The sequence below is a fragment of the Synergistaceae bacterium genome, from assembly GCA_017443945.1.
Lineage (GTDB): Bacteria > Synergistota > Synergistia > Synergistales > Aminobacteriaceae > JAFUXM01.
The window spans coordinates 45,100-68,472 of record JAFSXS010000068.1; the positions used below are offsets into that span (position 1 = coordinate 45,100).

Below are 23,373 nucleotides of genomic sequence, written 5' to 3' on the forward strand. Positions count from 1 at the left end.
TTTAATGCCCGACAGTGAAGTAACTAACGCATTGCCGCCCCTCCCCGACGCTAAAGAAGTATCGAGTCTCTTGCCTGATGGAATGGGACTCGACATTTTGAGGCAGGCTAGAATCGTCCCGTTAAGAATACAAGACGGTGTATTAATTGTAGGTGCTGTAAACTTTGACTCATGGCCAAAAGCTCAAATTTTAGGCACTGCATTAGGATACCCGATAGATTTAGAGATTCGCGACGAGAAAGAAATCGGCGATTTATTACACACTTTATATGATTTACGCAGTGTCGCAGCTGATGAGGCCGCAAAAAATATTGAGGGCATTGACGATATAGACGACTTAACGCGCGAGGACGTATTAAGCGATTCCGTTGATGTTCCTGTTATAAGGCTCGTTAATGGCTTGTTCGTTGATGCATTGAGGCAAAGAGCAACAGATATTCACGTTGAACCCTACGAGGACGAAGTATTAATCAGATTCAGAATTGACGGCGTTTTGCAGGATAGACTCAGACTCCCGCGTTCAAATCAAGCTCCCTTAACAAGTAGAATAAAAGTTATGTCCCGCATGGATATAGCCGAACACATGGCACCTCAAGACGGCAGAATCGGAATCACTGTCGGTGATAGAGCAGTTGACGTAAGAGTCGGACTCGTCCCTACTCAATATGGCGAAAGAATCGCAATGCGTTTATTAGACAAAGGGCACGGCTTAATGACTCTTGAAGATCTCGGCATGGAAGAACGCGAGCGCACTATCATGGATGAATTGATTCATAGACCTCACGGAATGATTTTATTTACTGGTCCGACCGGCTCAGGAAAATCTACGAGTCTTTATGCGATATTGCAGGCTCTTGCACGCCCTGAAGTAAATATTATTACAGTTGAGGATCCCGTCGAGTATGCGTTGCCCGGTGTCGCACAAATTCAAGTCAACGAGAAAGCCGGAGTAACTTTTGCTGCTGCTTTGCGTTCGATTCTGCGTCAAGATCCCGATATTGTAATGATAGGAGAAATGCGAGACTTTGAGACGGCTCACATCGGTGTACAGGCTTCATTAACCGGACACTTAGTATTATCGACTCTGCACACAAATGACTCAATCAGCGCAATTATTAGACTCGTTGATATGGGAATAGAGCCCTATTTGGCCGCAAGCTGTATGATTGGAACAGTAGCACAGAGATTAGCCCGCCGATTATGCCCCCATTGCAGAAGAGAAATAACCCCGCCCGCAATGATGGCCAAGCAGGGATTAACACGAGCATTTGAACCGGTCGGATGTTCTGAATGCCACAACACAGGCTATCGAGGCCGAGTCGGTTTATATGAGCAGTTCGTCATTAATGAAGCCATACAAGAAGCATTTGTTGCCGGTGCTCCTGCGTCGAAATTGCGAGAAATTGCACGTGAAAGCGGCTTTAAAACTTTATGGGAAATTGGACTCTCTGCCGTTCAGTCAGGTTTAACATCGCCGGACGAGTTAGCAAGAGTCGCGGGAGAAGATTAAATCATGCCTTATTTCAGTTATTCAGGTTATGACGCTAAAGGCAAAAACACAAAGGGTACAATTGAAGCAGGTTCATCGATTCAAGCAGTAGATAAATTAACAGAACGCGGAATTGTTGTCGTTGATGTCAAGCTAACAGAAGAGAAAAAGGGCGGTAAAGTCAAGATTAAATTATTACCGTTAGAACAACATATATTTTTTTGCAGGAGTCTAGCGTCATATCTTAAATCAGGTCTCCCGCTTGCTGACTCATTGCGCATAATGTCAAAGCAGGCACGAGACAAAATCATGAAACCCGTCATAGAGAAGATTCTTGCTGAAGTTGAAGGCGGGCGGAAATTTCATACTGCTTTATCAGAGAGCGGCGCATTTCGTGAGAGTCTTTGGCGTGTTGCTGAGTCAGGCGAGCAGAGCGGAACTCTAATTTCTGTCTTGACGGAAGCTGCTGACGAGTTCAAGCTAGAAGACGATTTACGGCGCAAAATTCGCGGTGCAATGACTTATCCAATAGTAATGGCTGTTGTAGGTGTCGGAGTCGTTGCGTTCATGCTTACATATGTAGTGCCGAAAATTTCTGAACTGTTCGAGGACATGCACCAGACTTTACCCCTTCCGACAAGAATATTAATTGGCATGTCTGACTTTCTCGCAAATTACGGACTCTGGATTCTTTTAGCGTTCGGGATATTATTATTATGGATGAACAGAACCGGACGAAAATTTAATATGCCGTTCATGAAGGGAATCAGGGGGCAGTTAAGCCTCGCTCTTGTAATGTCGCATATAAGCACGCTGTTAAAATCCGGTATTCCATTAGTGCAGGCTTTGAGAATGGCCTCATCAATGGACTCTGACTCTAAACGCTGGCTCGACGCTGCCGAAATGGTGAAGGCCGGTCATAGATTCGATAAAGCGCTTGAGAAAATCGGAATGCCTGAAGAAACAGTTGCAGTTGTCAGAGTCGGTGAAATGGGCGGTGAATTAGCAGAGGCATTGACAAACGTATCAAATAATTGCCGTGAAGTAGCACAGTCCCGCATGGAAAAACTTTCGACTTTGATGGAGCCGATAATGGTTTTGTCGCTGGGAGTCTCTGTCGGGTTTATAGTCTTGGCAATCTTAACGCCGGTATTTGATTTGGCCGGTATTGTTAGATAAATTATAAAATTTTTAGGAGGTTATATCATGAAAGCAAAGAAAAATTATTTAATGCGCAGACGTTCAGGCTTTACCCTTATTGAAATTATGGTCGTCGTTGTTATTCTAGGCTTATTAGCGGCTCTTGTCGTTCCCAGAATCGGCCCTCAGGTAGCAGAAGCACAACGCACAGCAACACGCACGCAAATTAAAAGTATCGAGGACGCATTAGAAATGTACAGAATGCATAACGGTTTTTACCCGTCAACACAGCAGGGACTTGAAGCACTTGTAACAGCTCCGACAACTTCCCCCGTACCTAAGCACTATCAAGACGGCGGTTATCTCAAAAAAGTTCCTGAAGACTCATGGGGAAATCCTTTCGTTTATCGCAATCAGAACGGCAGAATCACTATAACAAGCTACGGCCCAGACGGTGAAGAAGGCGGAGAAGGCGTAAACGCTGATATTACTAACGAGGACTAAAAATTTTGCGTAAATCGGGCTTCACTCTGATTGAAATAATGATTGTCCTGCTGATTATAGGTTCACTCGCGGGGTTAATGGCTCCGCGAATATCGTTTTTCTTCGAGCCTCCGTCAGCGTCATTGCAGCGTGCATTTGAAGAGGCCTGCGACATGGCTTTATCGGGTACATCAGTAAGATTCAGAGTCAAGAAAAATGCAAGTTCAGAACGCGGCACAATCGAAGTAGAAGCCCTCATGAAACGCGAAATCCCCGAAGACGGCCTAAGCTCATTTCTCGGAACATCAGAAACAAAACAAGTCTTAGAGTGGCGCAAGGTTGATTTAAGAAATATTCCGACGGGAGAAGGCTGGCAATTTTCGCCGGAAGTAATTTATTTCTACACTGACGGATCATGCACGCCCGCAAAAATTTCTTACGCAGAGAGACAGACTTCAGAACGTAACGCAGAAAATTATATATTAACTGTTACGGGATACTGCACAAAGATTCAAACACAGCAATAAATACTATTTCGCGTTATATTGCAAATTAATATTTCATGCTAGAATTTCACTATCACAAATTTTTAATTTTTACAGAAGGGAGCGCAAAAGAGTCATTATGCCGCGTTTTACGTGAGAAAAATTTATCTCATGCACGGGAATGCATTTTTTTGCGCAACGCAATAATTTAATTACGCACTCCCACTATAAGCACGGCAAAATCTCTTATTTACCGCTATGACAAAAGTTAACGCAATGGGCAAATTATGTCCCGAACCAGTAATCATGACTAAGGCCGAAATCGAAAAGGGCGCAGCAGAACTTGAAATATTAGTTGACAATGATATAGCCGTATCTAATGTAACAAGACTGCTTAACAATAAAGGCTATGAGGTCAAATTAACGCGTTCTGACTCAAGCAACGAAAGAAAATTATCAGCAAAGAAAGTTTCATCAGGCGAAGTCAACGCACCCGCAAAACGTGATGAATTATTAGCGATTCTTGTAGCTCATGACGTTTTAGGCGGCAATGATAAAGAATTAGGCGAGGTCTTAATGAAGGCTTTTCTCGGCTGTATCTCGAAATTATCACGCAAACCTGCTGTAATGGCTTTCATGAACGAGGGCGTAAAATTAGTTCTTCCTGAGTCATCAGCCTGCGAATACATTAAGGATCTCGAGAAGGCCGGCACAAAAATTTTAGTCTGCGGAACATGTACGACTCATTTCAATATCACTGAAAAAGTAGCGGTCGGCACTATCTCTAACATGTTTGAAATTATGGAAATGATAACGGGAGCAGATAACACGCTGATATTCTAAAATGTTCTATGCTGGTATAGATATAGGCTCAACGGCAGCAAAAGCAGTTGTACTCGATGACGGCAAAAAAAATATTCTCGCGAAAAAATTAATGCCATCAGGTTGGAACAGCAAAGAGACTGCTAACGAGCTTTTAACGTGGCTTGAATCGCAAAATTTTTCACGTGCAGAGACTCGAATCATTGCAACAGGTTACGGGCGTGTTTCTGTTCCTTATGCTGATAAGACTTTGACAGAAATTACTTGTCATGCGAAAGGGGCTGCGTTTCTTGCAGGCGATAATTTAACAGTTATAGACATCGGCGGGCAGGATACAAAAATTATTCTGCTCTCGAATGGCCGAGTGCTTGATTTTATCATGAATGACAAGTGTTCAGCAGGTACGGGAAAATTTCTCGAAGTAATGTCTAACCGCATGGGATTGACTCTTGATGAATTTTTTGCGCTCGCTGAAAAAGGTCATGAAGTAAAAATTTCGTCAATGTGCACTGTATTTGCTGAGTCAGAAATCGTGAGTCTTATGGGCTTAGGGACTCCGCGTGAAGATATTGCGTGCGGTGCTATCGGGTCAGTTGCTTCAAAAGTTGCGGTCTTGGCCGGACGTAAAGTAAATTCAGGAAATTATTTCTTGACGGGCGGATTTTGTGAGGCCGGTTTGCTCGTGAAAAAACTTTCTGAAGTCCTTAATGCTGACGTTAAAACATGTCCTGAAGCGAGATTTGCAGGTGCTGTCGGGGCGGCTTTGCTGGGATGAAAATTTTTGACGATCTCGAAAATTTGCGTCGTGAGGCCTATGTTAAAGCTATTATGCGTGATGATGTAATAGGCTATATCGGCGCGAATATTCCCGTTGAAATTTTTTATTCACGCGGTTTGTATGCGATTCCGGTTTATGGGATAGACTCTGAGATTTTACAGTTCTCACGCGAAAAAAATTTATGCGATTACGTTAATGCTACTATTACATATGCTAAGACTGACAAATGCCCGTTGATTCACAGCAGCAAATTAATTGTGCTGGAAAACTTTTGCGAAATATTTACCCGTGAATTAAGCAGGCTGGAGAAAAATATATTTATTTACGAGTCTGGCCAAGAAAATAATTTAATAGCGAAAATAAATGAAGTCTACGGAGTCAGAAAATTAACTGACGCGAAAAATTTAATGCGCAAAATTAAAGATTTACTTCACAAAATAAAATTTTACTCGGACTTAAGCGGCTTACAAGTTTATATAATCGAGTACTACATAAATTTTCTTGAGTTTGGCGAGCAGTTAAGGGTCTTGCAGGAAATTTCAGAGTCTATAACCTTTCATGACGAGCAAATAAAATTTTTCCCCGTCTACGTTCAAAGCGGTGCAGGGATTTACAGGCAGATCAACAAAATTTTTTCAGGCACTCAATACAGAATATTTGAAGACTTCTGCGCGGGTAAATGCAAATATAATTACGTGTTCAAAAATTGCCCGTTCTATCAGGGCGAAGAAATTAGCTATAAACTTTGAGGGAGGTTTTATGAATGGCTGATTATCATCAAATGTGGCAGGATTTAGGAATGGATGTAAAGACTCATGATTTGCTTTGTGAGGCTTTACCGGGCGCGTTCGGTGATGTTTTCTTATCGCAGCAGAACAGACCCGAAGGCATGGACTATTTTAATATGGTAGTCGCGGAAATTCACGGAATCAGACCGGCTGAACTCGTCGAACACAAGAAAAACGGCGGAAAAGTTGTCGGCACATTTTGTATCCATGTTCCTGATGAGATTCCAATTGCTGCGGGTGCGATTGCTACGGGTTTGTGTTCAGGTTCGCAATTCTGGGTTCCAGGCGGCGAGAAAAAATTACCTGCTGCAACATGTCCGTTGATTAAAGCGAGTCTCGGCGCAAGATTTGACAGAACGTGCCCATTTTTCAGGCTTGCAGATTTATTTATCGGCGAGAACACATGCGACGGCAAAAAAAAGGCGTGGGAGATTCTTGCAGAAGACGCACCCATGTATATTATGGACATCCCGCAAATGAAACGTCCGAAAGATTACGAACACTGGGCAGACGAGATTAAAGGCTATCTTGCAAAATGTGAGGAGCTCACGGGAAATAAAGTAACTCCGGCAAAATTACGCGAGGCAATTATTTTACTCAACAAAAAACGCAAAGCACTGCAACGGCTCGCGAACTTCAGAAAACTTGACGATATTCCCATCAGCGGGAAGGACGTTTTATTAATCACGCAGATAGCATTTTACGACGACCCCGCAAGAATAACAGGCATGATTAATAAGTTGTGTGATGAACTCGACGAACGCGCGAAGAATCACGTTTCAGTCTTCCCCAAAGGCGCGAAAAGAATTTTAATCACCGGTACGCCCTTATCGATTCCAAATTGGAAGATTCATCATATTATTGAGTCTCTCGGCGGTACTGTTGTCTGTGAGGAGTTATGCACTGGAGTCAGATATTACGAGAAGTGCGTTGATGAGTCCGGCGCAACTATTGACGAAATGATAAAGAATTTAACCGAACGCTATATGGGAGCGATTCACTGTGCCTGCTTCACGCCTAATTTCGAGCGCATTGACGACATTAAACGCTTAGTGAAAGAATACAAGGCCGATGGAGTCATAGATTTAAATCTCAAGTTCTGCAACATTTATGACACTGAAGGATTCTTTGTTGAGCGCGAATTAAAGAATGCAGGGATCCCCGTTTTAGGCATTGAGACAGATTACACGGATCAGGACGCAGAGCAGTTAAAGACTCGAATCGGGGCATTTCTTGAGATGTTAGGAAATTAGAAATTGCTGCATTATATTTTATTTCCTGACGTAACAAACGCTCAAAAACTTTATGACTCAATGAAGGCTGACGGGATTAAATGCACTTTTGCGCCGACTCCTAGAGAAGCTGACAAGTGCTGTGGTGTGAGCGTGCTTTATTATGACGAGTCAGACAAGGGAAAAATTACAGGATTGATTGACTCAACGGGCGTTAAGATTCTCAAATTTTTTGACGGCGAGTCAGGAGATCCAAACCGTATGAAATTTTGTTAGATTATTTGCTCCTCAATGGCGAGGAGCTTTTTTTTGCGCTCGACTCCTGCGTTGTAACCGGTTAAATTATTATTTGCGCCTATGACTCTATGACATGGAATAACTATTAAAATATGATTTTGCGAGAGTGCCCGTCCGACTGCACGCGGTGAAGTGTTGAGTTTTGCAGCTATCGTCTAATTTTCCCAAGCGGTGAGTCATAATCGCCGGTATAAATCATTTCTGCTCCCTCCAGTAACGTTATCGCGAAATAATTTTCACTCTGATATTATAATTCACACTTCAAATTTTACAGAATTTATTTGCACATGAATTTTGGTTCGGACTGTAAAATGTGTGCTGACATCGTGCGCCTACTCTACATGAGACTACTTTTTGCGAAAAAATCACCCTTTTGAACGCGAAATAATATATAATAACTTATCCATAATCAATCAAATTTTTTGAGGGAGACTATAAAACGTGAAAGCATTATTTGTGAATGGATCACCGCGCAAAAATTGGAACACTTTCAAACGTTTGGAAAGCGCAATGAAGGGAGCTTCAGAATCAGGAGCAGAGACGGAATTAATACACCTTTATGACTATAAATACAAAGGTTGTGTATCGTGTTTTGCGTGCAAGCTCAAGAACAAAAATTTTGACGGAATCTGCGTTTATCGCGACGAATTAAGGCCGGTGCTTGAGAAGGCGTTTGACTCTGATATTATCGTAATGGGCAGCCCGATTTATTTTAGCTTTGTAACTGGTATGATGCGCTCATTTATGGAGAGATTAATTTTTCCTGTTATGACGTACAGCACTGACTCGAACGGGCAATTAATTAAGAACGTTGACAAGAAAATTTATACAGCAAATATTTACACGATGAATGCCTCTGAGTCAATTGCAGCTAAAATCGGTTATCCGGCATTGCTTGAGACGAATGACGCAGCTTTTAAACGCGTACTCGGTTATTGTGAAAGTCTTTGCGTGTATGAGACTCTGCAATTTAATGACTACTCGCGCTATGAGTGCAACATGTTTAATGGGGATCAGAGAGTCGAACGCAACAAAACTATTTTCCCCGAAGATTTAAACAAAGCATATGAACTCGGTAAACGTTTAGTCGAGAAGGCAAAAGAAGGCAAGTAAAAATTTTTGCGGAAGTTATACATTTTTGCAGGGACTTCCGCATTTATTTGTTTATGGACGATAATTAGCTATGCTCTGACCATCATAAAATATTGGCAATAATTTATTTAGGCTTGACATTCCCATTTTGCGCGCTTGTGATTCTGCAAAGTTTACAGCCTTCATCGAGAGACAACCGCCCCTGCTATCGTCAAATTCTCCGCCTGCGTCATAATTAATTTCTGTTATGACACCGTTTTTGCACCTGATATTTATAGTAGGGTCAAGCCAGCTGCTTCCGCCGTAGTAAGGCCCAAATATAATTATTGTATCGCCGATTTTGTGTCCTATGTTATTTATGGAATCTCCGAAAAATTTTTCTAGGACTCTTACGCTTGCTCCGACGTGGATTCCGTGAAATACAAATTTTGGATCCGTTGTCTTCATGAAGAATGCGCGAAATTTTTTATCTCTCAAGGCAGCTGCAAATACTAATGTGAAATCCTTTGCGTAAACTCTATTCCAGATAACATTAGAGACTTCTATATTATCTTCGTCTACGTATTCGCGTTCTTTGCGCGTTAATCTTGACTCAAAAATGGGCTTATTGTGTGCTGCTATCTTGTCGGCGAAAATATGTATTTCTTTGACGAGAATATTAATTTTATCGTTGAATACATCTATTTTTTCGCTTCCTGCCTCATAAAACGCAAAACAGTTTTCAACACTCAACAACAAACAGATAACGGCCAAGAAAAATTTTCTCATAAATAATTTCACTCCCAACTATAAAATAAATCCCTCCGGCCATTTACGACCAGAGGAAATAAAATTTTTTAGTCGAACATCAACGCAATTTTTCTGATTGATGGGTCTCTGCTGTCAACAAAATCAAATGCCTTCTGCGCTTCCATAAATGGGAACGTGTGAGAGACTGCCCCGTTGAGATTTACTTTATGTTCATTCACGAGCTTTATTACTTCTGCAAATTTGCGATTCTGTAAACGTGAGCCTCGTATATCAAGTTCCTTAGACGTTATCACAAATTGATTTATTTCATCGGGTGCAATACTGAATCCCATTGTAATAACTCGTGTAGCATTTCCAGCAGCCTGGCACGCACTTAATAGACTGCCTTTCACGCACGCAGCATCAATAGTAACTGTCGGGCCATAACCGCCGGTTAATTCTTTTGCGCGCTTGACTAAATCTTCATTGCGGGAATTAATTTTTGCGGTCGCTCCGTTCGATAAAGCCTCGTCGAGTCGTGCCTCGTCAATGTCCGCCATTATGATACTGTGAGGATTAAACAATTTCACGATTCGTAATAAGCTGCTTCCTAACGCACCCGCACCGATAATTAATACGTCGTCTTCGCTCTCTAACTGGGCACGCGAGCAGCACTGCACTGCAATTGTAGTAGGCTCGATCATTACTGCGTCTTTGTATTCGAGGAAATCAGGCAGTAAATAGCAATCTCCTTCAGGAACGGCCATAAACTCGCGGTAACCTCCGTCAATGTGAACGCCTCTGACCTGTAAATTTTGACACACGTTAGGGCGCGACTTCCTGCACGCGTAACAATGCCCGCAGGCTGTTACTTGATCGATTATGACTCTTTCGCCTACTTTGCGCGTTTTAACGTTCGGGGCAACTTCTACGATCTCACCGACTATTTCATGACCAATGACTCTGGGATAAGTGGCAGCTGCATTAGTTCCGTGATAGATTCCTACGTCAGAACCGCAGATCCCAGACGCTTTTATCTTGACTAACACATTATCATGCTCGTTAATTTCGGGTTTGGGCATGTCGATAATTCTTAACTCATTAGGCTTCACTATTTGTACAGCTTTCATAATAAATTTTTCACCTCTTATAAATTTTTACATCCAATACACTTTATTATCGCACGAATTACGGGCGGGGAGGGGGTTCGGGGGAACGGGTTTTCAGGGGTGCCCCCGACTACAGGAAATAAAAAATTTTTCGCTAAATCCCATATAACAGCCCTACTAGCCACAACGTAACCGGCGGGAAATATGTAACTAGCAGCAATACAGCAAAATTGCAGATTAAAAACGGGATTATCGCTTTCGTTCCCTGAGCAATTGAAATTTTACCGATTGATGTCGTAATAAATAAACACACACCTACAGGAGGAGTCGTCAAGCCTATAACTAGATTCAATACACACATAACACCGAACTGAATCGGGCTTACTCCTATTGACGTTACAACAGGAAGCAAAACAGGAAATAAAATCGTCAATGCCGCTATCGTCTCCATAAAGCACCCCACAAATAACAGGAAAATATTTATTATCAGCAAGATAACAAATTTATTCTGAGTAATCGAGAGAATCCAATTTGCAATCATCGTAGGAATCTGTTCTTTCGTGAGGACGTATGCAAAAACGTTCGCAAATCCTACAAGTACCATTATCCCAGCTGCTCCGACCATTGAGTCGCGAATAACTATAAGAGCTGATTTAATGCTCAATTCACGATAAATAAAGAATCCTACAAATAACGCATAAAGCACTGCTATAATACTCGCTTCCGTCGGCGTTACTATTCCCGTTAAGATCCCTGCAAGAATTATCACCATCATTAACAGCGCCCAGAAAGCCTCTCGCCCTGATGAAATTATTTCTCTGAAAGTCGCGCGCCTCTCGTTCTTGGGATAATTGCGTTTGACTGAGATTACATAAGCTACTAACATCATGCCTAATCCCATTAAGATCCCGGGAATTACTCCGGCAACAAACATTTTTGAGACGCTTATACCCGTTAACGTTCCCGCCATAATCATCGGCACACTCGGCGGAATTATCGGCCCTATACATGAACTCGCAGCCGTAACAGCTACTGAATAATCAGCGTCATAACCGTCTTTGACCATCGCAGGAATAAGAATCCCGCCCAGTGAAGCAGCATCAGCCGCCGCAGTTCCGGAAACTCCCGCAAAAATCATTGACGCTCCTATATTCGCAAGTCCTAGACCTCCCCGAATGTGGCCTATAACTTTATCGCAAAATCTTACTATTTGATACGTTATTCCGCCGGTGTTCATTAAATTTCCCGCAAGCATAAATCCCGGTATACATAAAAGCGTAAACGAGTCCAGCCCAGAAAAAAATCTCTGCGCAAACGTTACAAGCGGCATATTTTCAAGCAAAAAATATAACAAACTCGATATCCCCAGACAGTAAGCGACAGGGAAGCCGACAAACAAGAATACAAGAAAACTCAAGAATAATACAGCAACACTCATTATTTAACGACCTCCTCAACGTCATAATTTCCGATTGATTCCTCTTCAGGGCTCGCAAGTAATTCTTTTGTGTCTGTCCCGAACAAGAGCAAAATAATTTTTACCGCATACGATACAGCCTGCAGCACAACAAATAACAGCACAGAAAAATTTATCCACTGCATAGGGAGCTGCATTGCCGTTGATACCATCCTGAAGCGCAGAAAAACGAATTTCGGCACCGAATAATATGCAAGATAGACATCAAACACGATTAATATCAAGCACACTAGAATCTCATAACATTTCTTGAAACCGGGCGCAAATTTCGACGTAAAAATATCAACTCGCGCGTATTCGTCCTTGAGTGAGACCGCCGCCGCACCTACCGCAACTGAATAAATAAATAAATATCTCGCCGCTTCCTCCGTCCATGAAGGCACAACAGGTAAAAATGTCCTGCTGAAAACTTGAATAACTACAGCAGCTATATAACCGAGCATTCCTATTACAGCTAATAAAGAAATCAGCCAGTAATAAATTTTTGTGAGAATCTTCAAGTGTTTACGCTCCTTTACTCATGAAATTTTTGATACACTCTGCACACTCTCTCGGCCTCTCCATCAATATTAAATGAGTCGTGCCGGGAAAATCTTTCGCGAGGGTAAATCCGCCTTTGACATTTTCGCGTATAAAATCTGCCGTCTTCATTGAATATAAACCTTTTTCGGGCATTATGTACAGGAACGGGACAGAAATTTTTTGCATTGCAGGACGCTGGTCAGTCCTGAAAAGTGAATACCATAGACTCGCAAATGTTAAAGGGTCTTGGCCTTGTCGGGCTGTTACGGCCATTGATGACTCAAATTCTGCCGGGACGCTGGCCAATGAAGGATTCATTAATTTTGCGATGTGCCAAATTCCTGCGCCGTAATCGTCAAATATTCTGTCGAGGTCGCACAAGAAATCTTCATCTGTCTGTCTGCCGCAAACAAGCCCGCCCTCCCAGACTGTATTACGCATATAAGGTGTCATATCAACAGAAATAATTTGCTTGAGCCTGTTACAGCCGAATTGATTTACATAACTGAAAATTGACGCTGCACCCATTGAATGACCGATTACAGTTATATTCTTGAGATCGAGATAATTAATTAAGTCGTTCATGTCTTGGCCAAGTCTCTTTACGTTCATGTGAAATAATGATTTGTCTGAAGCACCGTGCCCGCGCTGGTCATAGCAGATACAGCGGTAATCTGATTTGAACTCGTTGATAAAATTTTTTAGCTCCATGTGATTCGAGCCTAGACCGTGAGCAAATAAAATTGTCTCGCCCTGTCCGTAGTCTTCATAATAAATTTTTGTGTAGTCAGATGATGCAAGAAACGGCATAAAAATTTTCTCCTAGCAAATAAAAAATTGCCGGCGCAAAACTTCACACCGGCGAAAAGATTTACGTTTTATTTGGGTTCAGCTGCTTTGATTTTGTCGTAGAGAGGCTTTAAATATTTATATTCGCCTTCCATTAATTTTTGCATAGCTGAGTCTGCTAATTTTGCAAATGCTGCCTGGTCGACATCGTTAATAATTGTCATGCCCTTAGACTGTAAGAAGCCTTCAAGCTCGGATTCATCCTTCAAGAATAATTCATGCTCGTACGCCTGCATTTCTTTGCCGACCTCAAGAACGATTTTCTGCAAGTCAGCGGGTAAAGCCTGAAAACTTTGCTCACTCATTGCGAAATAAAGCCACGTTCTTAAGTGCTCAGTCTTGCATAAAAATTTCTGGACTTCATAGAAATTTCCTGATTTGATCATAGCTAAGGGGTTCTCTTGGCCTTGAATCGTTCCGCTCTGCAAACTTGTGAAGACTTCAGAGAATGCCATCGGGGTGGGCTTGGCTCCGAAAGACTCGAACGTAGAAACAGTTATAGTTGACGCAGGAGTCCTTATAATCAAGCCTTTAATATCATCAGGAGTGCGAATCGCTTTATTAGCTGTAACATCGCGCGGGCCTCTGACGAAATAAGCAAGACATCTGAATCCGGCACCGTCCATCAACATTAAATTTTCGATTTCTTTGCCGATTTCACCGCCTGCAACTGCTTCAACGTGTGCATCACTCGTCATCAAGTAGGGAACGCCTAAGATTCCAAGTTCGGGAACATAAGTCATCATTGACTCGCCGGTTATTACGACATCAACGCCGCCGCCTGTTAAAGCTGATTGAATCGTGTCGATTTCGTTTCCTAATTGGCTGTTAGGGTAAATTTTGACCTCGATTTTACCGCCCGAACGTTTTTCGACTTCCTGCTTGAAAAATTCGCTTGCCTTGTGCCACGAGTGATTTTCGTCAACAATGTGAGTTACTGTGATTGTGTGATTTGCAGCAAATGCCGCCGCACATGATACAAGCAGCATAGCAAGTACCAGAGCTGAAAGTTTCTTCATGAATACAAAACCTCCTGAAATATTGAATTAAATTTTATGGTGCTTAAATTATACGTGATAAATCGCGTGAAAAGCAATATAATTAATTCCATGAAATATAAATCTTTCGCTGCCATATTGACAGCAGTAACAATCGAGAAAACTTATGTGATGAAATTATATGACAACTGGGAAAAAATGACTCTTCCGAGCGATGAACAGGAATATTTTATTACATCATTTGAAAGCGGTGATAAATCTCGTAAAATCATCACGGCGAGTCAAAATCTTATGGGCATGACAGCGGCGGCTCTGCTATCTTCCAAAGTTATTTACAATTTCAGGCCTAAATATTTAATCATGTGCGGTATAGCTGCAGGTGTCGGACGTGAAATCGAACAAATTTACGGCGATATAATAATTCCTGATGTCGTATGGGACGCTTCAGCCGGAAAATTTACCTCCCCCGAAAAAGCTGCTATAAGATACGGCAATGTAGGCTTTGAACCTCGACCGAGAGCACTATATCTCGATAAAGCCGTAAAAGAAAAAATAATTTCCCTTGCAGACAACACAGAATTTAGAATTAACATAGGCGCAATGGCGTGCGGAAGTTATGTAATCGCAAACAGTGAAGTATTGAATAAACAAATTTATCCGCAATTCCCTTCGACAATAGGCCTTGACATGGAATCTTACGGAGTGTTTTACTCTGCTGAATATTCATCACATCCAAGACCTAAAGCAATTATCATTAAGGGCATATGCGACTACGCCGACGAGGACAAATCCGACAAATATCAAAAATTTGCGTCTTATAACAGCAGCATGTTAACAAAATATTTGATAGAAAACGTGTTAGATTAAGCCTTAAATCTCGCTGTTATTCTTGTGCCTTCACCAGGTTTAGATGAAATTTGCAGTGTCCCGCCTATTAGACTCATTCGTTCGGTCATGCTTGCAAGTCCTCTATGGCCTTCGACTCGTAAAGTTTCGTGATTTATCCCGCTGGACTCAAAGCCCCGCCCGTTGTCAGAAATTTCGAGAGTCAAATTTTCGTCATCGTCCTTGTTGAGCTTGATTAACACCTCGCTTGCTTCACCGTGCCTGACCGCGTTAGAGACTGCCTCTTGAACGATTCGCAGTAATGATAAAGTTTTCTCGCTGTCAACCTCGATTTTAGCTTCCTCGTCAAAGTCAGTGAAGACTCCGATATAATAGACCTGTGCTAACCTGTCAGCTAATTCCGTCAAAGCCTCAACAAATCCCAAATCAACCCAAGGCGGAGCAAGTTCATCACATAGAGATCTTAACTCGCGGACTACAGTTTTTGCGATTACTTCAGTGCGTTTGACTCGTTCGATATTATTTTCTTCATCGCGTGCCATGTGTAATTGCTGCAACAATGCCGTAATGTCCTGCAATGGGCCGTCGTGAATCTCTCTAGCCATGTCTAAACGTTCCTGTTCTTGAGCTTTTACTATATCGCGTACGTAATTATTTCGCAATTTATCGCGGTCAACTGCTGCCTGAGCTGCTCTCACTAATGCAATATGAACGCTTTCAATTTCCTGCACGGCTTTATCGGGTAAATCTTCGGGGACATCTTTTCCGAGAGTCATATTTTCAATTTCGGCAGCTAAAGACTGTAACGGCACAACTAGAAAACGCCATAACATTCTAATCGCAACAAAAATTGACAACGCAATAATCACTATCAAAGCCGGCCAAATTCTTGTAACTCCTACGAGACCGCCTAATAATTGAGTCCATGAGACAGCAGCAATTACATAACCTCCTCCGCGGCGTTTAACGGGCTGTACTGCTAAAGTGTAAATCGCGCCTTCTTTGTCCTCGACTTTGACTGCATGACCGACGGGGAGACTCTGACTCCAAATCGCAGAAATATTCATAGCTCCTGGAGACGCAGCGATGACTCTTCCGTCCTGACCTATTAAAGCAACCCACCCGGGAATTGACGGCCCCCATGAGAAAAACGGCAGTCTTGTAAATTCACTCAATACAGAATATGACCATACTTCAGAATCAGAAGCTAAATGATATGACATACTTTCCGCTAAATCTTGAACGTAGGAGCTTACGGCCTCATCCATAGCGCGTTCCTGGCTGACCATTCCGCCTATTGCCACGAAAACAACAGCAGCAGACGGAACTACAAGCGCACACAACAGCCACGCTAATAAATGAGATTTTGACCCCGAAAATTTTTTGCGTAAACCTTCAAACATGAAAAATTTAATTAGTCGTCCTCTTCTAATAATTCCTCAAGGGTAACGACTCCATATTTTAACGCGAGTAATAGTGCTTCTGTCTTGTTGCGTGATCCGAGTTTGTCATAAATCGACGCTAAATGAGTCTGCACTGTGCGTTCACTAATAAATAAGCGTTTGGCTACTTCTTTGCTTGATAAACCTTTTGCAGCGAGTAATAAAACTTCTCTTTCCCTGCCTGAGAGCTGCTCCGGTATAAAATCCTGTTCGCCCATTACCGACGCGACTTCAGGATCCAAATATAAGCCTCCTTTAGCAACTGTATTAATTGCCGTCGTTAATTCTTTGGGACTAACAGTTTTCAGCACAAAACCGCGCGCACCTGCCCTCAATGAAGCTATTACATATTGCTGCGCGTCATAAGAAGTAAGCATTACAATTGCAGTGTTTAAGCCTTCATTCTTGACTCTTTGTGCGACGCTGACTCCATCCATGCCGGGCATACGAATATCTAATAATGCGACATTAGGGCGTAATTCCTGAATCAACTGCCACGCGCTTATGCCGTCTTCAGCCTCTGCTACAAGTTTAAAAGTTTCTTCACGCCTGACAAATTCAGCAATTCCCGAACGTGTCAAAGGGTGATCATCTGCAAGTAAAATAGTTACAGCCATAATAAATAAATCATCTCCATTAAATATAGCAAGAAATTTATATTACATTCCGATTAATTTTTCAACGGGGCGGAGTGCGATAATAGTTTCGTTTATTACGTCATCGAGGGGCATATTCATTTTTTTAGCACCCTGCTTGATTATTTCGCGATTGACCCCGCGTGCAAAGGCTTTATCCTTCCATTTTTTCTTTACGGATTTGAGCTCCAGATCCGCAAGGGATTTAGACGGCCTCACTAGTCCAGCAGTTATAATTAATCCTGTAAGTTCGTCAATAGTAAATAAAGTCTTCTCCATTTGATTAACCGGTTCAACGTCCGAGCAAATGCCATAACCGTGAGAGACTACAGCATGAATAATATTTTCATCAATTCCGGCAGCGCGCAAATATTCAGGTGCTAAATGACAGTGCTTGTCTGGTTCTGAGCTTGTCTGCTCCCAGTCGATGTCGTGCAGGATTCCTACAACGCCCCATAGATTTGGGTCTTCGTGATAGAGTTCTGCAAAATGTCTCATAGTGTTTTCTACGGCGATTGCGTGATGAATATGGGACTCTTCTTTATTATATTGCTTCAAGAGGGTTAAAGCCTGTTCTCTTGTTGGTATCATAAATAATCATTCCTTCCAGAAAAAAATTTTACTACGCAGCCATTTTTTAAATTTTATCGTAAATAACGCTTTTGCAATGATATTTATTTTGTATGGCCGCAATGATAACGCCTTTAATAACGTAAACAGACATTTTTTATAGTGCTGGTCTTCCCTATAAAGATATGCTAATCTTACGAGCAAATACCAGTGTGATAATTTATCATGAGCGAGATAATCTTTATTTTTGCTGATTATGACTTCACACGCTTTTATTAAATTTGTGTTATTGCTGCTAACGTGTTCGCCGTCGTGTAAATGGACTTTCGCGAGGGACTTATTTATGTAAGCGAACTCATAATTTTTTGCGAGTCTTATCCATGCTTCCCAATCCTCGAAGGCATTTATTTCCTCGTCGAAACCGCCTGCATCAGCAAGACATTTAGTGCGTACAAGAGCTGTCATAGGAATAAAATTGCACTGAAATAATTTGCGGTATAAATTGTCATCAGGTTTTAATTCGTAAGAAGAAAGTTTTATGATATTGCCTGTGTCGTCATTAATGGAGCAGCAATCACAATACACAAGAGCAGTATTATTTGATTTCGCAGCAAAAATTTCTAACTGTTCAGCGAGTTTTTCAGGGAGCCATTCATCATCGTCATCAAGATAAGCAATAAATTCATAATTATTTGTCATGGCAAAATTTAGCGCGGTATTTCTTGCATGAGAGACACCATAATTTTTATCGTGCTGAATATAAGTTATCCGCTCATCTTCTGCGCACCATTTTTCGGCCAAGCACTTAACGTCATTGCGTAAAATATAATCCTGCGGGCTGTCGTCTACTATTAATAAATGCCAATCTTTATATGTCTGGTTTACGACACTTTTTATTGCTCGTTCCAGCATTTCTGGCGGACGCTTATATGTAGTTATTACTGCAAGAATCATTAATTATTCGCTCCCTTCAGTTTGTGCTTCAGCCAATAAAATAATTTAGGGCTAGAGTCTTTCAGAAAATTTTTACACATTCTATCTGTAATTCGATAAAATAAAAATGAATTTTCTGCGAGCTTAAAAGGTTTCAATTTCACAGCTTTGAACCACGCATTAAACTGTTTGATATAATTCTTGTTCTTCTCCATTAGCATTAAATTTATTAAACCTATCAGCATTTTTCTATATAAATCCAGCTCATTAATTGAAACAAGATAATCAGCATTTTTATTGATAACATGTTCAGAGCCTAATATAAAATTTTGCATATTGCTGTTTACGCGTTCCCCATAATTGTGAGAATGTACTTTTGCAAGAGCTTTGTCAATGTATACAAATTTATAGTGTCTTGCAATTCTTAGCCATATATCCCAATCTTCAAGAGCCTTCATTTTTTCGTCAAAACCTCCGATCTTAGCCAGACATTTTGTGCGTACCATAGTAGTCATATATATAAAATTACGGCGGCACAAAGCTAAATAAGTATTCTTTTCTCTATCTTGCCTAGTCATTAATGTATTCACATCCTGATATTTTATTTCGCCTGTCAGATCATTGACAAAATAAATATCGCAATACACAACAGCGGCATTTTCTCCCGCAGAATTAAAACATGAAATTTGTTCAGCGAGTTTCTCAGGGAGCCATTCATCATCGTCATCAAGATATGCAATGAACTCATACCCCCCCCCCCCCTCAGTATTTAATGCAAAATTTAGCGCGGTATTTCTTGCATGAGAGACACCATAATTTTTATCGTGCTGAATATAAGTTATCCGCTCATCTACTGCGCACCATTTTTCGGCCAAGCACTTAACGTCATTACGTAAAATATAATCCTGCGGGCTGTCGTCTACTATTAATAAATGCCAATCTTTATATGTCTGGTTTACGACACTTTTTATTGCTCGTTCCAGCATTTCTGGCGGACGCTTATATGTAGTTATTACTGCAAGAATCATGATAATTTTTCGCTCCTGATAAAATTTTCTGTAATTATAGCTTGAATCACGTTATTTGCGCATGATTTCCCGAATATGAGCGAGTATATTTTTTGCTTCAGTAAATGCCGTCCACACAAGAATAAAATAAGGCCCCGACAGAACAACACCCTGAAGAATGAAAAATATCGTAGAGTCCTTCACAAATAACAGCGTCGGAGTCAAAATTATAAATATCTTGAGAGTCAAATAACGCCGTCTTGAAATTTTCCCGTTTATGTCGTCGCACAATTTAAGAAACATCCATAACATAGCAATATCTGCAAAACTGCACAACAAGCCCGCTAATCTCGTACCGGCCATATAAATTTCATTGCGGTAATTTCTGCTTATCCATAGAAATAAATTATCAAGTACGCTAATAAAATCGTTCATTTGTTATCACCCGTTAAATTTATTCTCATGGACAGCACGATAAAATTTATATAACAGCACTGCACCGGCTATTTCGAGAGGCACATAAAAAAAGTTTGACAGCTGAACAAATGCCCGCCCTACCCATAAATAAGCGTTCATTGAAATTCTTTGCGTCAACGAGGCATGAATCGAACCTGCAATATAACCGGCACAAATTAAGCAGATAATCATAATCACTGCCAAATCAGCCCAAATCGTAGAACGCACACAAGCAAGCCCGTAACGATATAATTTATATATTCTGAAGGTGTATAGTAACAGCAACGAGTCAAATAATATCATTGCAGCACATAAAGTGATTCTTATTGTCCATGCATAAAAATTTTTTCGGCCAAATCGCAGCATAGTTGACAAAAATTTTATTGATAGTTCCTGCTCAAAGCTCAGAATCACGAGAACAGCAAACAAAATTATTTGAGTCATTATAATCCGTCTCAAGCTCTGCCCGTTTGGTATAAGTCCTTCATATATGTATTTCACTCCGCAAAAACAACACTGCTGAATGAATACCCAGAATAATTCAAGCGACTTGTCAATCAAGAAATAATAATCGTATATTATAAACAGCTCCCCTCATTAATTTTAGCGAACGAATAAATAATTATAGCGTATAATTTGACTCATATTAAATTTGGAGGTTTGACACTATGAACAAATTTTTATGTGCGTTTATTATTGCATGTTTACTAATTCCGGCGGGGTCATTTGCTGCCGAGACTGACTCTCAGAAATCGGCTATTCTTGTTGTCTCGTTTGGAACGTCCGTCCCTGAAGCGCGCAAGTCAATCGACAATTTAGTCAATGCTGCACGGGAAAATTTTCCTGATTCAGAAGTCCGGCTCTCGTTCACGTCAAATATAATCAGGCGCAAAATAGCGGAGTCAGGCGACATTATAGACACTCCATTAACTGCACTTGCAAAATTAAATGACGAAAGATTCACGGATATTTATGTAATGCCTACTCACATGATTCCCGGCAAAGAGTATGACGAGCTAAAAAATGTTGTCGACGCTTTCAGAACTTTACACGGCAAATACGGATTTAAACGCTTAAAACTGGGAGTCCCGTTCCTCAACAGCCCGCACGACTGCGCAGGAATGGCCGATTTATTAATGATTAGATTCAAATCACAATTAGCAGACAAAGAGACAGCAATTATTTTAATGGGACATGGAACGCCGGAACATTTTGCAAACGCTCTCTACTCTCAATTACAATTAGCACTGGATCAACGGGCTTACGGAAAATTTTTTATCGGAACTGTTGAAGCTGCACCGTTAATAAATGATGTTATCGCGAGATTAAAGCGTCATCCGGAAATAAAAAAATTAGTCCTGAGTCCCCTAATGATCGTAGCAGGAGATCACGCACATAATGACTTGGCTAGCGTTGAAGATTCAGACTCGTGGCTTAATGTCCTGAAGAAAAACGGTTATGAAAATATTTCTACATATCTTGTCGGACTTGGTGAGGACGAGAATATAAAGCGCGAATTTGTGAGGCAGATTCTTGAGCTTATGGACTAGTATAATTTTTCTGATATTAATATCTTTATGGCGAATCACTTCGGGCGAATGGGATATAAATTTGCCTGAAGTTTTTTATCTGCTCATTAACGGCGGAGAATCGTATAAAGCTCTTGTTATTCGTGCTGTGAGGCTGCCGCGCTTGTTGTGTTCAATTGGGACGGGGGGATTATTGAGCGTTTCAGGAGTAATTTTGCAGGGCTTGCTTGCGAATCCGTTATCAGAACCCTACACACTGGGTATAGCGTCGGGGGCTGCGTTTGGTGCGTCGATAGGGATACTTGCGGGAAATTTTTTTATTATGCCTTGTGCGCTTGGAGGTGCGTTAATTTCTCTTGCATTGACGGGGATAATTGCGCTGAAATCCGGAAATAATGCGATAATTTTAGCTGGAGTTATCTCAAATGCGATTTTGTCAGCTGGAGTTACGTTTTTAAAATCTATTTCGGGCGATAAATTGGGCTCAATAGTTTTATGGTTGATGGGGAGTTTTTCGGGAGCTGGATTTAATGACGTTCGCGCAATTTTTTTCGGGGTTGTGCTTGTGATAGTGCCTGCGTTTATTCTTGCGCCTTTAGTTGATGCAATGTCGTTAGGTCAAGACAGGGCTGCGGTTGTAGGAGTGAATGAAAATTTTGTGAGAATAATTTTATTGCTTACGACTTCTGCGGGGACTGCATTAGCTGTAAGTTCATTCGGTGTGATAGGCTTTGTAGGTCTTGCTGTGCCTCATATTGCGAGAAAATTAGCGGGTGCTGCTCACAGAAAATTAATTATTCACGCGTTTTTTGTTGGTGCCTGCTTGATGACTCTTGCTGACGGACTTGCTCAAAAATTAGGGGAACTGCCTGCGGGAGTGATTACAGCTTTATCGGGAGGGCCGTTTTTCTGCTGGCTGCTTGCTAGAAAGTGAGAAAAATTATAGTGTCCAGTCGTCTAAAAATAGGCCGTTAATGCGTGAAAATTCATTTATGTTATTTGTAACGAGAACACATCCGAGAGATTTTACAGTTGCAGCTATTATTAAATCATTGAAGCCTATACGCCCAAGGTCTGCTCTGATTTCCCCATAAATTTTTGTCATAGAGTCATCGAACGGGACAATCTCGAAAGGTTCGCAAAATGTCATGACTCTTTCAAGCTCCTGATCCGGTTTTACACTTTTCATAGCTCCTGTGAGTAATTCAGCTTTTACGATTGAAGGCAGCTTGATATAATTAGTAACAGCATTGACACGATTAAATAGACTTTCATTGCGGCCTCTCATGTAAAATATACGTATGTTACTGTCAAGATAATAAAATTTATTCATTGTTAAGTGCATTCTTAATTTCACAATCAGGAATAATATACGCGTCTCTAGGCCTTACAAAAGTTTCATCCTGTATTGAACCGTATGTTTCGCGCGACCATGCTTTCCAGCCTTCCGGAGTATTATAATCAAAAGTTTTAATTCTTAATTTGCGCCCGTTAAAATCGATTTCTTTATATTTCATGTGTATATGCCTCGCTTGATTGAACTATTAATCATTATAGCATTAAACATTTTCTGAAAACTATGACAAAATATTTTTATTTGCAAAAAATTTGTTCTATGTGTGCGACCCGTTTTTTATCGTCTGTAATTATAAATGCACGTTCCCG

Annotated in this window: 29 protein-coding genes; 13 read left to right on the forward strand and 16 right to left on the reverse strand. The window is 41.1% G+C overall.

Annotated features, from left to right (window positions below; genetic code table 11):
• Positions 1-4 precede the first annotated feature (4 nt).
• From IJT21_07415 to IJT21_07455, 9 genes are all read left to right on the forward strand, one after another.
• Positions 5-1,510: a type II/IV secretion system protein gene (locus IJT21_07415; protein MBQ7578074.1), complete on the forward strand. Its 1,506-nt coding sequence runs from the start codon at positions 5-7 to the stop codon at positions 1,508-1,510.
• Between the two features lie 3 nt (positions 1,511-1,513).
• Complete coding sequence (locus IJT21_07420; protein ID MBQ7578075.1) at positions 1,514-2,668, forward strand: type II secretion system F family protein; 1,155 nt, start codon at positions 1,514-1,516, stop codon at positions 2,666-2,668.
• A gap of 51 nt (positions 2,669-2,719) precedes the next feature.
• Positions 2,720-3,133 (forward strand): type II secretion system major pseudopilin GspG, encoded by a 414-nt coding sequence (gene gspG / locus IJT21_07425; protein MBQ7578076.1) that lies wholly within the window; start codon positions 2,720-2,722, stop codon positions 3,131-3,133.
• A 2-nt stretch (positions 3,134-3,135) separates the two neighbouring features.
• Positions 3,136-3,639 carry a prepilin-type N-terminal cleavage/methylation domain-containing protein gene (locus tag IJT21_07430; GenBank protein MBQ7578077.1) on the forward strand — a complete coding sequence of 168 codons (504 nt, stop codon included), beginning with the start codon at positions 3,136-3,138 and terminating at the stop codon, positions 3,637-3,639.
• Positions 3,640-3,855: 216 nt separating this feature from the next.
• Entirely contained in the window at positions 3,856-4,440 is a 585-nt protein-coding gene (gene yedF, locus IJT21_07435) for a sulfurtransferase-like selenium metabolism protein YedF (GenBank protein ID MBQ7578078.1), read from the forward strand.
• A gap of 1 nt (position 4,441) precedes the next feature.
• The gene (locus IJT21_07440; GenBank protein ID MBQ7578079.1) at positions 4,442-5,194 is read left to right on the forward strand and encodes a CoA activase; all 753 of its coding nucleotides are present in this window, start codon (positions 4,442-4,444) and stop codon (positions 5,192-5,194) included.
• Positions 5,191-5,946, forward strand: coding sequence for a hypothetical protein (locus tag IJT21_07445; protein ID MBQ7578080.1), 756 nt, complete (start codon positions 5,191-5,193; stop codon positions 5,944-5,946). The genes IJT21_07440 and IJT21_07445 overlap by 4 nt, the downstream gene beginning before the upstream one ends.
• A 14-nt stretch (positions 5,947-5,960) precedes the next feature.
• Positions 5,961-7,238 (forward strand): 2-hydroxyacyl-CoA dehydratase, encoded by a 1,278-nt coding sequence (locus IJT21_07450; protein MBQ7578081.1) that lies wholly within the window; start codon positions 5,961-5,963, stop codon positions 7,236-7,238.
• Positions 7,239-7,241: 3 nt separating this feature from the next.
• On the forward strand, positions 7,242-7,493 hold the full coding sequence (locus IJT21_07455; protein ID MBQ7578082.1) for a DUF3343 domain-containing protein: 252 nt from the start codon (positions 7,242-7,244) through the stop codon (positions 7,491-7,493).
• Here the strand turns inward: IJT21_07455 and IJT21_07460 are convergent.
• Complete coding sequence (locus IJT21_07460; protein ID MBQ7578083.1) at positions 7,490-7,666, reverse strand: methylated-DNA--[protein]-cysteine S-methyltransferase; 177 nt, start codon at positions 7,664-7,666, stop codon at positions 7,490-7,492. The genes IJT21_07455 and IJT21_07460 overlap by 4 nt on opposite strands.
• Before the next feature lie 289 nt (positions 7,667-7,955).
• On the opposite strand from IJT21_07460, the gene IJT21_07465 reads away from it, so the two are divergent.
• Positions 7,956-8,627, forward strand: coding sequence for a flavodoxin family protein (locus IJT21_07465; protein ID MBQ7578084.1), 672 nt, complete (start codon positions 7,956-7,958; stop codon positions 8,625-8,627).
• A gap of 51 nt (positions 8,628-8,678) precedes the next feature.
• Here the strand turns inward: IJT21_07465 and IJT21_07470 are convergent, their stop codons facing one another.
• From IJT21_07470 to IJT21_07495, 6 genes are all read right to left on the reverse strand, one after another.
• Positions 8,679-9,374, reverse strand: coding sequence for a hypothetical protein (locus IJT21_07470; protein ID MBQ7578085.1), 696 nt, complete (start codon positions 9,372-9,374; stop codon positions 8,679-8,681).
• A 68-nt stretch (positions 9,375-9,442) separates the two neighbouring features.
• Complete coding sequence (locus tag IJT21_07475) at positions 9,443-10,465, reverse strand: alcohol dehydrogenase catalytic domain-containing protein (protein MBQ7578086.1); 1,023 nt, start codon at positions 10,463-10,465, stop codon at positions 9,443-9,445.
• Between the two features lie 133 nt (positions 10,466-10,598).
• Complete coding sequence (locus tag IJT21_07480) at positions 10,599-11,882, reverse strand: TRAP transporter large permease (GenBank protein ID MBQ7578087.1); 1,284 nt, start codon at positions 11,880-11,882, stop codon at positions 10,599-10,601.
• Positions 11,882-12,421, reverse strand: coding sequence for a TRAP transporter small permease (locus tag IJT21_07485; GenBank protein MBQ7578088.1), 540 nt, complete (start codon positions 12,419-12,421; stop codon positions 11,882-11,884). Before IJT21_07485 ends, IJT21_07480 begins: the two co-directional genes overlap by 1 nt.
• Positions 12,422-12,425: 4 nt before the next feature.
• The gene (locus IJT21_07490; GenBank protein MBQ7578089.1) at positions 12,426-13,253 is read right to left on the reverse strand and encodes an alpha/beta hydrolase; all 828 of its coding nucleotides are present in this window, start codon (positions 13,251-13,253) and stop codon (positions 12,426-12,428) included.
• Between the two features lie 68 nt (positions 13,254-13,321).
• Positions 13,322-14,311: a TRAP transporter substrate-binding protein gene (locus IJT21_07495; GenBank protein MBQ7578090.1), complete on the reverse strand. Its 990-nt coding sequence runs from the start codon at positions 14,309-14,311 to the stop codon at positions 13,322-13,324.
• A 66-nt stretch (positions 14,312-14,377) separates the two neighbouring features.
• On the opposite strand from IJT21_07495, the gene IJT21_07500 reads away from it, so the two are divergent.
• Positions 14,378-15,157 (forward strand): hypothetical protein, encoded by a 780-nt coding sequence (locus IJT21_07500; protein ID MBQ7578091.1) that lies wholly within the window; start codon positions 14,378-14,380, stop codon positions 15,155-15,157.
• On the opposite strand, the gene IJT21_07505 is transcribed toward IJT21_07500, so the two are convergent.
• From IJT21_07505 to IJT21_07535, 7 genes are read right to left on the reverse strand one after another with little or no spacing between them, the layout of a single operon-like run.
• Positions 15,154-16,539, reverse strand: coding sequence for a sensor histidine kinase (locus tag IJT21_07505; GenBank protein ID MBQ7578092.1), 1,386 nt, complete (start codon positions 16,537-16,539; stop codon positions 15,154-15,156). The genes IJT21_07500 and IJT21_07505 overlap by 4 nt on opposite strands.
• Before the next feature lie 11 nt (positions 16,540-16,550).
• Complete coding sequence (locus IJT21_07510; protein MBQ7578093.1) at positions 16,551-17,195, reverse strand: response regulator transcription factor; 645 nt, start codon at positions 17,193-17,195, stop codon at positions 16,551-16,553.
• 42 nt (positions 17,196-17,237) lie between these two features.
• Complete coding sequence (locus tag IJT21_07515; GenBank protein ID MBQ7578094.1) at positions 17,238-17,804, reverse strand: HDIG domain-containing protein; 567 nt, start codon at positions 17,802-17,804, stop codon at positions 17,238-17,240.
• A 6-nt stretch (positions 17,805-17,810) separates the two neighbouring features.
• Positions 17,811-18,737 (reverse strand): glycosyltransferase, encoded by a 927-nt coding sequence (locus tag IJT21_07520; protein ID MBQ7578095.1) that lies wholly within the window; start codon positions 18,735-18,737, stop codon positions 17,811-17,813.
• Positions 18,737-19,744 carry a glycosyltransferase gene (locus IJT21_07525; GenBank protein ID MBQ7578096.1) on the reverse strand — a complete coding sequence of 336 codons (1,008 nt, stop codon included), beginning with the start codon at positions 19,742-19,744 and terminating at the stop codon, positions 18,737-18,739. The genes IJT21_07520 and IJT21_07525 overlap by 1 nt, the downstream gene beginning before the upstream one ends.
• 51 nt (positions 19,745-19,795) lie before the next feature.
• A complete protein-coding gene (locus tag IJT21_07530) occupies positions 19,796-20,158 on the reverse strand; it encodes a hypothetical protein (GenBank protein ID MBQ7578097.1) in 363 nt (120 codons plus the stop codon).
• A 6-nt stretch (positions 20,159-20,164) separates the two neighbouring features.
• The gene (locus IJT21_07535; GenBank protein ID MBQ7578098.1) at positions 20,165-20,638 is read right to left on the reverse strand and encodes a hypothetical protein; all 474 of its coding nucleotides are present in this window, start codon (positions 20,636-20,638) and stop codon (positions 20,165-20,167) included.
• A 209-nt stretch (positions 20,639-20,847) separates the two neighbouring features.
• On the opposite strand from IJT21_07535, the gene IJT21_07540 reads away from it, so the two are divergent.
• Together IJT21_07540 and IJT21_07545 are read left to right on the forward strand one after the other, a co-directional pair.
• Positions 20,848-21,729, forward strand: coding sequence for a sirohydrochlorin cobaltochelatase (locus IJT21_07540; protein ID MBQ7578099.1), 882 nt, complete (start codon positions 20,848-20,850; stop codon positions 21,727-21,729).
• Positions 21,713-22,642 carry an iron ABC transporter permease gene (locus IJT21_07545; GenBank protein MBQ7578100.1) on the forward strand — a complete coding sequence of 310 codons (930 nt, stop codon included), beginning with the start codon at positions 21,713-21,715 and terminating at the stop codon, positions 22,640-22,642. The genes IJT21_07540 and IJT21_07545 overlap by 17 nt, the downstream gene beginning before the upstream one ends.
• 6 nt (positions 22,643-22,648) lie before the next feature.
• Here IJT21_07545 and IJT21_07550 read toward each other — a convergent pair whose 3' ends face one another.
• Together IJT21_07550 and IJT21_07555 are read right to left on the reverse strand one after the other, a co-directional pair.
• Entirely contained in the window at positions 22,649-23,041 is a 393-nt protein-coding gene (locus tag IJT21_07550; protein MBQ7578101.1) for a type II toxin-antitoxin system VapC family toxin, read from the reverse strand.
• Positions 23,034-23,225 carry a hypothetical protein gene (locus IJT21_07555; protein MBQ7578102.1) on the reverse strand — a complete coding sequence of 64 codons (192 nt, stop codon included), beginning with the start codon at positions 23,223-23,225 and terminating at the stop codon, positions 23,034-23,036. Before IJT21_07555 ends, IJT21_07550 begins: the two co-directional genes overlap by 8 nt.
• Between the last annotated feature and the right edge of the window lie 148 nt (positions 23,226-23,373).